Source organism: Thiomicrospira sp. S5 (genome assembly GCF_003991075.1).
Classification (GTDB): Bacteria; Pseudomonadota; Gammaproteobacteria; order Thiomicrospirales; family Thiomicrospiraceae; genus Hydrogenovibrio; species Hydrogenovibrio thermophilus.
Genome location: NZ_CP014470.1, coordinates 825,551 through 838,357, shown reverse-complemented (window position 1 = coordinate 838,357; position 12,807 = coordinate 825,551). Strand labels below are relative to the sequence as shown.

At 46.6% G+C, this 12,807-nt stretch carries 7 protein-coding genes; 5 read left to right on the top strand and 2 right to left on the bottom strand.

What is annotated here, in order from left to right; translation table 11 throughout:
• The first annotated feature begins 92 nt into the window (after window positions 1-92).
• A complete protein-coding gene (locus AYJ59_RS03750) occupies window positions 93-2,918 on the top strand; it encodes a bifunctional diguanylate cyclase/phosphodiesterase (RefSeq protein WP_127119271.1) in 2,826 nt (941 codons plus the stop codon).
• A 172-nt stretch (window positions 2,919-3,090) separates the two neighbouring features.
• Here the strand turns inward: AYJ59_RS03750 and AYJ59_RS03745 are convergent, their stop codons facing one another.
• Window positions 3,091-4,188 carry an MBL fold metallo-hydrolase gene (locus AYJ59_RS03745; RefSeq protein WP_127119270.1) on the bottom strand — a complete coding sequence of 366 codons (1,098 nt, stop codon included), beginning with the start codon at window positions 4,186-4,188 and terminating at the stop codon, window positions 3,091-3,093.
• 179 nt (window positions 4,189-4,367) lie between these two features.
• Window positions 4,368-5,471 (bottom strand): AI-2E family transporter, encoded by a 1,104-nt coding sequence (locus AYJ59_RS03740; RefSeq protein ID WP_127119269.1) that lies wholly within the window; start codon window positions 5,469-5,471, stop codon window positions 4,368-4,370.
• Window positions 5,472-5,509: 38 nt separating this feature from the next.
• Here AYJ59_RS03740 and ppnN point away from each other — a divergent pair, with 38 nt between their 5' ends.
• The 4 genes from ppnN to AYJ59_RS03720 all read left to right on the top strand — a co-directional run bounded on the left by ppnN (window position 5,510) and on the right by AYJ59_RS03720 (window position 12,793).
• Complete coding sequence (ppnN, locus tag AYJ59_RS03735) at window positions 5,510-6,886, top strand: nucleotide 5'-monophosphate nucleosidase PpnN (protein ID WP_127119268.1); 1,377 nt, start codon at window positions 5,510-5,512, stop codon at window positions 6,884-6,886.
• 69 nt (window positions 6,887-6,955) lie between these two features.
• On the top strand, window positions 6,956-8,164 hold the full coding sequence (locus tag AYJ59_RS03730) for a DEAD/DEAH box helicase (protein WP_029938834.1): 1,209 nt from the start codon (window positions 6,956-6,958) through the stop codon (window positions 8,162-8,164).
• 142 nt (window positions 8,165-8,306) lie between these two features.
• Window positions 8,307-9,674, top strand: a complete 1,368-nt coding sequence (locus tag AYJ59_RS03725; RefSeq protein WP_029938835.1) for an efflux RND transporter periplasmic adaptor subunit — start codon at window positions 8,307-8,309, stop codon at window positions 9,672-9,674.
• Window positions 9,671-12,793: an efflux RND transporter permease subunit gene (locus tag AYJ59_RS03720; protein ID WP_029938836.1), complete on the top strand. Its 3,123-nt coding sequence runs from the start codon at window positions 9,671-9,673 to the stop codon at window positions 12,791-12,793. The genes AYJ59_RS03725 and AYJ59_RS03720 overlap by 4 nt, the downstream gene beginning before the upstream one ends.
• The last annotated feature ends 14 nt before the right edge of the window (window positions 12,794-12,807 follow it).

Here is a 12,807-nt window from a genome sequence, read left to right as displayed (position 1 = left end):
TCACCCTCTCAAGGTTTCAGAGTAAAATTATGATTCATTCTAAAATTAAGCGCACCCTCTTCTCTACGGCATAAACAAATAGAAAAACATATATGACCGAACCTCAGTTGCAACTTTCAGCACTTTTGAATCTGTTAACCCCCTTGCCAGCCGCCGTTGCCGTGGCCGACTGTGAAACGGGGGAAATCCTCTATGTGAACCCGCAAGCCGAAAAACTCTTTGGACGCGGACACGCCGAACTGGCAGGAAAGCCTCAAACGATACTACACCCCAAAAATCGTCCCAACACTTTCCATCAACATCAGAAACAATTACGCGAACATCATCAGATTGAACAAACCGAAGATGTCATTCTCACAGCCGATGGACAAGAGCTCCCTGTCGAAATCACCGCTAACCTGCTGGAACAAAACACCCAATGTTTGATGGTAGCGGTCTTTACCCCGATTAAACAACGACAGCAAGCTCTTAAGGCATTAACCGAAAAAACCCAAGAATATGAAGCCTTATTCAACAACTCCCAAGTGGGCATTATGCTGCTCAAAGGCTATCGCATTTTGCACCAAGCCAATCAGCGACTGGCGGAAATCCTTGGGTACGACACCCCAGAAGAAATGATTGGGCTGTCAATGGAAGCCCTCCACCTATCCAAAGAGCGCTTTGAAGCCTACGGAAAAGATAATTACGACACCCTAAGTGATCATAAAAACCTGCATGTGGATTATGAACTGCGTAGAAAAGATGGTTCCCCTGTCTGGTGTCGCCTCAGCGGTATGGCGTTGGATAAAAGCCAGCCGGCCGATTTAAGCAAAGGCGTGGTCTGGGTGGTGGATGACATTTCGGACATTAAAGCGACGGAAACCAATCTCAATTTAGAGCGTCAATTATTTCAAGATGGCCCAACCGTTATTTTTCGATGGCGCCCAGAGCCTGGCTGGCCAGTTGAATATGTTTCACCGAATGTGCAAAAGACTTTCGGCTACCCCCCGGATGATTTTCTCAGCCACAAGCTGGTGTTCGCGGATTTAATCCATCCCGACGACTTGGACAAAATTACCCAAGAGTTTAAAAATCACCAAATCAACCGACGCCATCGGTTTGAACAAACCTATCAATTAAAAACCTACTCGGGTGAATACCGCAAAGTTTACGATTACTCGCTGATCGAATATGCCCCCAACGGAGATATTCAAGCGATCTACGGTTATTTAATCGATATGACCGATTACCTCAAGGCTCAAGAATTTAGTCGTTTACTGCTCAGCACGACAAATGAAGGCATTTTGGGCATTGATACCAAAGGACGAGCCACTTTCGTTAACCCAGCCGCGCTGAAAATGCTCGGCTACGAAGAATCCGAACTCATTGGGCAGGATATTCACACCTTTTTGCACCACACAGATGAAACGGGCGCAGAAATCTCACCTGCCAACTGCCGTATCATCCGCTCCGTGACCAGCGGAAAAACTGAACACGGCGCTCACGATATATTATGGCGAAAAGATGGCTCACACCTGCCAGTGGAATATCACGTCAACCCTATCCGGCGCAACAATCAAGTTGTCGGTGGCGTCATCACCTTTCACGATATTTCATATCGCCGTGCACGGGAACAACGCATCAAATACTTGGCGTTTCACGATGACTTAACGGGGTTATTTAATCGTCGCTTTTTTAATGAACATCTCCAAAAGCAATTAAAACAAGCTTCGAACTCATCCAGCCACCCAGTGTTAATGATGCTGGACATCGACCACTTTAAAGACATTAACGACACGCTAGGGCACCCTGTTGGGGATGAATTACTTAAAGCGATTACAAAACGCATTGGCAACATTTTACGACCAAATGACATTTTTGCCCGTTTAGGGGGAGATGAATTTGCCATTCTCATGCAAGAAGCCACTGCAACGGTGGAAGCCACACAACTGGCAGAACGCATTTTAGAGCTGTTTAAACGGCCCTTTCAAATACGCCACTTATCCATTCCCATCAGTACCAGCATTGGCATTGCCTTTTGCGAACCCCAATATTCGGCAGACGATATTATTTCCCAAGCCGATATTGCACTTTACGAAGCGAAATACAACGGACGAAACAACTTTATCTATTACGAACCGGAAATGTCTGCCAAAGTGCATGAAGATGTCAAAATATACAATGAACTTAAACAAGCGATTCAAAACCACTCATTCCAGCTTTATTACCAACCGCAAATTCACACTCAAACCGAAAAGGTCATTGGCATAGAGCTCTTACTGCGCTGGTTTCCAAAAGCCGACATAACAGTGCCCCTAAGCTCTCCCAGCCACTTTATTCCCGTAGCCGAAACACGGGGCATGATTCACGACATTACGCTTTGGCAATTTGGTCAACTGGTCAAAGAAATGCAAGCCATTCAAGCGGCCGGCTTAAATGGTCGAATCGCCATTAACATTTCCGGCGAACTGCTCAGCCACATCGAAAATCTAGTGGAACTTCTGGAAGTCATTGAACACAATAACTTATCCTTTGAGCAACTGGCCTTTGAAATCACCGAAACCGCCTATGCGAAACTTTCGTCGGCTGAAATTTCTGTCTTGGAAAGTCTTGAAAAACAAGGGCTCGAAATGGGCATTGATGATTTTGGAACCGGCTACTCGTCTTTAGTCTCTCTGCGTCAGTTTCATTCCAGCCATCTGAAAATCGACAAAGCCTTTATTGACGAAGTGCATTGCAATGCGGATGACTATGCCATCGTCTCCGCTACCATATCCATGGCGCACGCGCTTGGAAAACAAGTGATTGCAGAAGGCGTTGAAACCCAAGAACAACTCAAGGTACTCAAAGAACTGAACTGTGACATTATTCAAGGCTATTATTACGCCAAGCCCATGCCATTGAAGGAAGTTTGCGACTTTATTCAAAACCACTCATGAGTTTTAGAACCTCGCATTAGAAGCCACTTCTTTTGAAGCCCTGGTCTGTCAACCCTTTTAGATTCCCAAACCGACCAGACCTGGTGCATTTTTCATTCGCCGCATCAATCCGCCAGGCAAAAAAAAGGGCCTTCCGGCCCTTTTTTATTCGTATCGAACTCAAAACATTGACTTAAAAATCACCGCCGGTGATTTCATTGTAAATGCGTCGAGCATTGTTTTTCGCCGCCTGGTCGAAGACCGGACGATCTTTATACATCGACTGATCGATGTTTTCAGCCTCTTCCTGGTTACCCCCGTTATCCACGACTTTCTGCACTTCTTTCTGCACATACTTGAAGTAATCGTAGGTTTGCTTTTTCACCGTCGCCATATCGGTCGGCGTTCCGTGCCCAGGGATAACATACACATCGGACGGAATCTGCGACATCATATTCTCAAAAGACGCCACCCAGTCCATGCTGTTGGTGTAAGCAAACATCACCGGCATCCGCTCGTTAAAGCCCAAATCCCCGGTCATCAACACCTTACGACTCGGAATGTACACGCTGGTGGAAGCGGGCGTATGCCCCGGCCCGAAATCCATCAAGATGAACTGTTCGCCACCGCCGACATCGACGCTCAACTTGTTATTGAAGGTAGTGAACTTATCGGAGACATTTCGCGCCATATTGGTGATGGAGTTCCCGACTCGCAAAGCCCACTCCGACTTGATGGCGTCGAACGACTGACCGAACTGCATATTGGCCAAATCGCTGGAATACAGGTGTTTCACGCCCACATCCCACCAATAACTGGCCCCCAGATAGGCGTGGCCCTGGTTGTTTTCGACCGCGACCCACTTAACCGGTTTATTGGTGATGCGCTTGATTTGCTGATGCACGCTGTAGGCAATCGCCGGATTGGCCCCAGCGTTAAAAACAAACACACCATCCTTGAAAAGGACAAAGGAAATATTATTGTTCAGTCCAAAGTTGGACGGATTATGCCAGATTTGACTGCCGACAATGGTGTACACACCATCGGTCACTTTCACCGCTTTCGGCAACGGCAATTCGTCGCCAATGTAACCGGCTTTCTTCATGGTCGATTTGACTTCATTCACATAGGTATTGGCCGCGCTGGCAGCTACGTTACCATTCCCCATCTCTTTAGCCCAGGCTTCAAACCCGGCGGTATAAGGGTCTTCCGTATCGGCCGAAAACGTCTGCGGACTGACCAGAGCACTGCTGATCAGAATGATCGTACCTAACTTGGAAATGACTTTCATCTTTCCTCCATCTATTGTCTTTTGTGTGTGAATTCACATCTTTTATCTATTAAATAACCTAGGGCTGAAACAGGTTCAGTTACAGGCATGATAACATTCGTAATGCCTTATCCCCATTGATGTTTTTAATCGCTAACAAAAGTTTTCGATGGGTCAAAGTCCTAAAGAAAATGATTCCATCAGGTCCGGTCGAGCAAATCGGAGTTTTTATGGGCGTAAACATCAAAGATGGTAATCGCCATGGCCGCAATCACCGGCCCGAAGAATAAACCGATCATGCCGAAATGAATCAACCCGGCAAAGGTGGACAACACCGTAATCAGAGTATGGTTGGCAACCGCCAAATCATCCGTTCCGCTGCCGATGGAGCGGGCAATTTTCTGAATCAGCATGGGGCGCACAATGTTATCAATAACAAACCCGTTCACCAAGGCCCCGAAAAACACCACCACTCCGGCACCGACATAATTCCCTTGCGCAAGCAATACCAACGTCAACGGAATCCAAACCAGTGCGGCACCGACAATCGGAATAAAAGACGTGATGGCAATCGCCATTCCGATAAACAGGCCGGGCAAACCAAGCCCCCAGGAAACAAACGCAAACACCAGTCCTTGCAGCAACGCAATGCCCAACACCGACAACAGCAAGATACTCGACAGATTGGCAAAGCGGTTCATTATCATGGTGTCGTAGTAGTTTTCCAACGGCGACAAGACTTTCAGATGGTGGGCGATACGGTGCCCATCACGATAGAAAAAGAACAAAGCGAACACCGCCAGCAAAACAAAGGTCAGAAACGACGTGGTACTGCCAAAAACCCCACTGACCAAAAACACGATGGTGTCCTGTGCGAACTTAATGATCTTGCCGGAATTCTCACGCAACTGTTCAATCAACTGGGCCTGAGTATCCGCCGGAATCGGAATGATATTAACCAGATTTTGGTTCAACCGAGCAAAACTGTCCGGCGTTTGCTGGGATAACCATTGCTGTGCCTGACCGAAGATATGCCCTACCTGCAAGCCCACTTCCAGCAGCAAATAGGTGACCGGTACAATCACCGTCAAAAACACCACCGTGCTCATGATCGCCGACGCATAAGTTTCCGAACGGTTGACTTTGGGTAGAATCTTCAAATACATTGTATAGGTCGCGGTCGCCAGAATCATCGCGAACAACAACGCTTCCAGAAACGGCGAGAAGAGCCACAGCAATCCAATGATGGCCGTCAGCAACAAAAGGATCAAAAAACCTTCTTCGTAGGGTGCGTTTGAGCGCATAATATCAACCTGTCAGAGAAAACAAGCACTAATCTATCATGAACAGCATTATCAAAAAAGTTTTAATTCGCCCGGCCGGCGCCCTGCAAATCCTTTCCTACAAAGAAGCCCAACAGCTTTGTGACCAGACCGAAACAGGCTTGAACGAAGTCTTCCGTCGTTGCAGTTTGGCGGTTCTGAACACCGGCACCAAAGACGACAACGGCCTGGCCTTATTGGAGGCCCATCCGGACTTTCAAATACAGGTACACACCAAAGGCCGCGGCTTGCAGATTGAAATCGATAATGCACCGGAAAACGCCTTTGTAAACGGCGAGATGATTGAAGGTCTGCAAGAACACCTGACAGCCGTCATTCGAGATTTGATTTACGCCCAAAACGAAATCATCGATAGCCAGGAATTCGATTTGGAAACGCCATTTGGTCTGACCAATGCCATTTTCCACATTGCCCGCAACGCCTGTTTGATGAAACCTGATCTCGATCCAAACATCGTCACCTGCTGGGGCGGCCACTCCATTCCGTTGGAAGAATACAAATACACCAAACAAATGGGCTATCACCTCGGCTTACGCCGTTTAGACATCTGTACCGGCTGCGGACCGGGTGCCATGAAAGGACCGATGAAAGGCGCGGTACTCGGCCACGGTAAACAACGTTACAAACACGCCCGTTTCATCGGCCTGACCGAGCCGGGCATCATTGCCGCCGAAGCGCCGAATGCCATTGTCACCGAACTGGCGATCTTCCCCGACATCGAAAAGCGTCTGGAAGCCTTTATGCGGCTGGGGCATAGCATCATTATCTTCCCGGGCGGCGCCGGCACCATGGAAGAAATCCTTTACTTGCTGAGCGTATTATTACACCCGCAAAACAACAATATTCCTTTCCCAGTGGCCCTGACCGCACCCGAGTCCGGCCGGGCCTACTTCGATGCGGTACTGGAGTTCATCGAACATGCCCTCGGAAAAGAAGCGGTGCGCAAACTGACCGTTCTCATCGATCGCCCGGAGGAAGTCGCCGACTTCATCGAAGAAGGCATCCAGGACGTCAAGGCCTTCCGCAAAGCCACCAGCGACGCTTACTATTACAATTGGAATCTGCACATTCCTTACGAACTGCAACAACCCTTCGTGCCGACGCATGACAGCGTGGCCGCGCTGGAGCTGCACAAAGACCAACCGACTTACCATTTGGCGGGGCAGTTACGCAATGTGTTCTCCGCCATCGTGGCCGGTAATGTCAAAAGCGAAGGCATCGCACAAATCAATGAACGAGGTCCTTTTGAAATCAATGGTGATCCGGAAATCATGGAACGCATGGACAAACTGCTCAAATCATTCGTGGCCCAGCGCCGCATGAAATTAGGCACGGAACATTACGAGCCCTGCTATAATATCGTCACGGGTCAATAAGCAAACGAAACGCGTTTATTTTACAAGCCCGACCGATCAACCGTGCTCAAGCCATCACGTGAGTCCAGCATGACATTTGAAGAATTAGACCTTGACCCGGCGTTGCTCAGCGCCATCGAAGAACAGCATTTCCACAAACCCACGCCGATTCAGGCGGAAGCCATCCCCGAAATGCTGTTATGTAAAGATGTCCTGGCCGGAGCCGCGACGGGTACGGGGAAAACCGCCGCTTTTGTCTTACCGGCCCTACAATTTCTGTTGGACACCCCCAAACCCAGCCGACACCCTCGCGTGTTGATTCTGGCTCCAACACGTGAATTGGCCTTCCAAATTCACAAAGTGGTTAAACAACTCGGTACGCATTGCCCATTCGAATCCAACATCATTACCGGAGGGTTTGCTTCCGACAAACAATTGAACGTTTTACAGTCCAACATGGACATACTGGTCGCCACGCCGGGCCGTCTGCTCAACATCATGACCAAGGAATTCATCGATTTGTCCGATGTGGAGCTGCTCATCATTGATGAAGCCGATCGCATGCTCGATATGGGACAAGGACCGGATGTGCTGGCCTTGATTGAAGCCATTCCCGGCGATTTTCAAGCCGCCTGCTTTTCCGCCACCCTCGGCGGGTCAGGCCTGGCGAAATTCGCCGAAGAGATTTTGGATGAACCCAGCGTCATTCAAGTGAATGCGCCGAACCAACAATCCGACCAAATCCAGCAATTCGCCTATCTCGCGAATGATAAGGCACATAAGCAAGCCTTACTGAAAGCGATTCTAAACGACGACACCTGCCAGAGCGCGATTGTCTTCTGCAACAAAAAAGACCGCGCTATCGAACTGGCGGATTGGTTACAGGCCGAAGGCGTGTCCAGCACCGTTCTGCATGGCGACTTTATCCAGGCCAAACGACTGGAAAAGACCAATAAATTCAAACAAGGCAAAATCAAGGTGCTGGTCGCCACCGATGTCGCCGCTCGCGGCTTGGACATTCTCAATGTCACCCACGTCATCAACTACGACGTGCCTTTCCGTGGAGACACTTATATCCACCGCATCGGTCGAACCGGCCGCGCACAACAAGTCGGCATCGCCATCAATCTGGTGGAACGCCATGACCTATCCAACCTGCAACGCATCGAATATCATCTCAAACAGCGCATTCCGCTGGCCAAAATCCCGGGGTTGGAGCCCAACTTCAAGCTCAAAGACACCCTGAAAAAACCGAAGAAGAAAAAGAAAAAAGACACCAAAGCGAAGAAAAAACGCTAAAACCTCTCCCACTTTTCCCTGCACATTTCTTTCACACTTTTCGGCTGGAAAAATTTAACTAAATAGTTAAACTATATAGTCAAATAAAAAAGTTGTAATTCATTTAATTTAATGCCGCCAACAGATTCAAGAGAATCCACACATGCTAGAAGCTTTTAAACAATCTACCACTCGTTACGTTACGATTACCGCCGGACTAATCGTCGGAGCCTTAATTTTGGCTATTTTTATTTTTACCCGCCAACCCCCACCAAAAATACCGGATACAAATTCTTCGACCCCTGTCAGGTATATAGAAGCACGCCCGATGGTTGCCAAACTCAGCGTTCGCGGATATGGAGTTGTCCAGTCCGCCCGACCATGGCAGGCCATTGCTAATGTTTCCGGCCGCATCACTGAATTTAGTTCGCTACTTAAAAACGGTGCCTTTGTGAAGGCAGGAACCCATCTTTTAACCGTTGACCCTAGTCGTTATCAACTTAAGCTTGAACAGATCATTGCTGACCTCAGAGGAATTAATGCCGATCTGAAAGAACTCAACCAAGAAAAGAAAAATACCCAAGCGCTCTACCAGCTGGAAAGCGATCGACTATCTTTAGCAGAACAAGAATTAGCACGTATCCAATCATTAGCAAAACGCGATATGATGTCAGAGAACCAAGTAGATATTCAGAAACGTGCAACGTTACAGCAACGTCAATCCACTCAAACTCTGCAAAACCAGCTAAACCAGATCCCGATAAAGCTTGAAAAACTAAAATCGAAACAAGCCCAGCTCGAAATACAACGCATGCTGGCCACAAAAGACCTTGAAGACACACAGATATACGCACCGTTTGACTTGCGTATCGGAAGCGTTAAAGTTCAGAAGGGACAGCAAGTCAATCAAACTCAGCTTTTATTCGATAGCGAGGGCATCGAAACAGCCGAAGTACCAGTTCAGATTACTTTGGACCTCATACAGGAACTCATGGCCACTTTTGAGCCGGGTGCCGTTAACATGAATGACCTTCTTCTTTCCATTCAAGCTCTGAGACAAATCGAAGCCCGGATTTACCCAACAAATAACCGACATTTTTTTTGGCCTGCCAAAATCACTCGAATAGCTGAAGAAGTTGACCCTGATGCACGTACCTTACAAGTTATTTTAAGTGTTGAAGAACCTTATCGAAAGGCTAACCCTCCTAGTCTACCACCATTGATTTCTGGAGATTTTGTAGAAGGAGTCTTATCTCGAACTGTAAGCCAACCACAGTTAGTCATCCCCACGCATACAGTCCACCAAGGTTTCGTTTACTTGGTGGATAAAAAAAATCGACTCCAACGACAGGCTGTCAAAACCTCCCTTCCCCAAGGTAATTGGGTATTAGTCTATTCTGGCCTTAATCAAGGAGACAAAGTAATTCTTGATGACCTTGTCCCAGCAATAGAAGGCATGCCCTTGTCAACCACTCATGCAACAGACGAAGCCGAAAAACTTGCCAACCAAGTTAAGGAAATTCAATCATGATCAGTTGGTTTGCCAATCATCCAACTGCTGCGAACCTACTACTCATATTAATCTTGGCAGCAGGACTAATCAGTGCACCTAATCTAAAACGCGAAACCTTTCCTGATTACGAACCGGTCGAAGCCAATATTTCTATCGAATATCGCGGTGCCACAGCCGTCGACGTTGAAGAAAACATATGCTTACGTTTAATAAATGCTCTCAGCGGCGTCAATCACCTGGAAGAATTGACCTGCCGTGCTCAAGATAATCTTGCTGACGCGAACGCTAAAATGAAACCCAGTGGTAATAGCAGCCAGTTTTTAGATGATCTTCGCACAGAAATAGACACAATCATCGATTTTCCCGAGCGAGCAAGGCCGCCTATTATCCGTGAACGACATCGTAAAGATTTGGTTGCCGCCATCGCAATTCATGCTCAAACGTCTCTACCTCACCTAGAGAGTTATGCTCGGCAACTGGAGGCAAAGCTTCGAAACATTAACGGTGTCAATGACATCGAGTTATCAGGACTTTCAGATCGTCGGTGGGAAATTCAAGTTTCACGAGACCAATTGCAACAACACGGGCTGTCTATAAAAGATATTGCCCAAACAATCCAACGCCAAAATATTGATCTACCTATCGGAACCATCGAAACAAATGATAAGGAAATTCAGCTTCGTTTCGTTGATCAACGTCGCAATGTTGACGCCTTATCAAGCTTACCGGTTATTCGTTCTGACTCTGGAGCAGAAATCACATTAGGTGACATTGCAAACATAAGCATACGCTACGAGCGTCCAGAAAAACGAGTCGACTATAATGGCCACCGAGCCATAGTACTTGAAGTCTTTAAAAACCGAGAAGATGACGCTTTGACCGTAATGGCGGATTTACGTCAATTCCTTAGAGAAGAGCGCATAAAGAAAGGAGACACCATCTTTCTGTCGATTACACAAGATATGACATCTTTGGTAGAAGATAGATTACAAATGCTTGTAAAAAACGGCATAACAGGGCTGGCTCTGGTTGCATTGGTAATGAGTCTATTTTTTCGACCTCGTCTAGCACTCTGGGCCATTATGGGTCTCCCCGCCGCTTTTGCAGGCGCCATAATTGCCATGAACCTGTTTGGCTTATCACTCAATATGATTACTTTAGTTGCTCTATTGATGGCGGTAGGAATTGTTATGGATGATTCCGTAGTTCTGACCGATCAGATCGTAAAACAACTCAAAAACACTTCTTCAACCTTAGAAGCCGTCACGTTGGGTACTCGCCAAATACTCCCTGGAGTGCTTTCTTCATTCTTAACAACAGTTGCCGTGTTTGCACCCTTATCTTTTCTAGCCGGGGAACTTGGAGCTGTACTTCAGGTGCTTCCAGTCGTATTAATTGCAGCGTTAACAGCTAGTTTAATTGAAGCCTTTTGGATTTTACCTCATCACTTAAAACAAAGCGCTGAACACCATGATTTCACCCAAGACCCTTTACAGGCTCCTGGCTTTTATGGAAGTTTCCATCGCGGTTTTGAACGGTTTAAGGAGAAAGTAGGGCGAACCGCAGACCTAGCAATTCGCCGACGCTATATTACGGCTGCAAGCTTGATAGTGATTTTACTGGGATCAATTGGTTTTATTGCAGGTGGTAACATCCAAATGGAAGCCATGCCAGACATTGATGGAGACGTCTTGGAAGCACGTATTTTAATGCCTCAAGGTACACCTTTATCTCGCACCGAAGAGGTTACTCAGCAAGTCGTTGAGGCTATCCAACAAGTTGAAAACAACAAATTCAAACGAGCTGACGAAAAAGGGTTAATAGAAGGCATTCAAGTTCACTTTGGTCAAAATGCCAGCGCCAATGAAAGTGGTCCACATGTAGCAACGGTTTCTGTCGACTTGTTAACGGCCGAAAAACGTACAGTAACACTCGATGAATTAACCTCGGCCTGGCAAGAGAAAATTCCGACTATCTATGGTTTGATCAGTTTAAATATTCAAGAACCTGGTTTCGGTCCAGCGGGGATTCCCATTGAAATTCGTTTGGCAGGCAGCAATCTAAACCAGCTAAAACAAGCTTCTATAGAAACCCAGAACACTCTGAAAAAATACGTAGGGGTCTATAATGTAATTGACGACTTACGGCCGGGTAAACCACAACAACAGTTAAGCCTAACCTCTGGTACTTACGCAAAAGGATTTACCGCAGAAGAAATCGCGAACCAACTGCGAACAGGCTTGCTTGGTGAACGTCTAACAACACTTCAAATTGGCGATCAACCCGTCGATCTAGTTGTTCGCCAAATTCAATCCGAACGATCACGTCCAGATTTTCTTGAACAATCCATTATTATTTCTCCAAAAGGAAGCCCCATTCCCTTGATTGAGCTTGTCGATATTAAATCGGTACGACAATGGGGACAAATCACCAGAATCAATGGCGATCGGACTGTGACCATATCAGCGGATGTAGACGTGCAACGAAACAATGCCGAAGCCATAATTAAAGATTTTAAAAACAACCACGCTTCAAATATATTAAATAAATATCCGGACATTAATATCACCTACGAAGGGCAAGTTGCTAGATCTGCCGAGACCAAACAATCAATTGTTCGTGGATTACTGATCGGGTTACTGGGAGTATTTTTGATTCTATCCTACCAATTTCGCAGTTACATTGAACCTTTGATTGTAATGGTGTCGATTCCAATGGCCTTTCTCGGCGCAATTTGGGGGCATGCAATCATGGGTTACAATCTTTCCATGCCTTCGTTGGTGGGTGCAGCTTCATTGGCGGGGATTGTAGTTAATAATGCCATTCTCTTAATTTATTTCATTAAACATTATCGCGATAAAGAAAAGTTGGATATTATTAGCGCAGCCGGTAAAGCAAGCCGAGCACGCATGCGCGCCATATTTATTTCGTCATCAACGACTATTGCAGGGTTATTACCACTTTTAGCTGAAACATCAACACAAGCCGTTGCTATTATTCCGCTAGTAATTGCCGTTGTATTTGGACTACTGACGTCCACTGTACTCGTACTTTTGGTTTTACCAGCTTTATATGTAATTTTAGATGATGTTGGTCTAGTAACCCCTATCGTGTTTAAAAGTTCAAAGCAAAAATAATTCAAAACACTGAT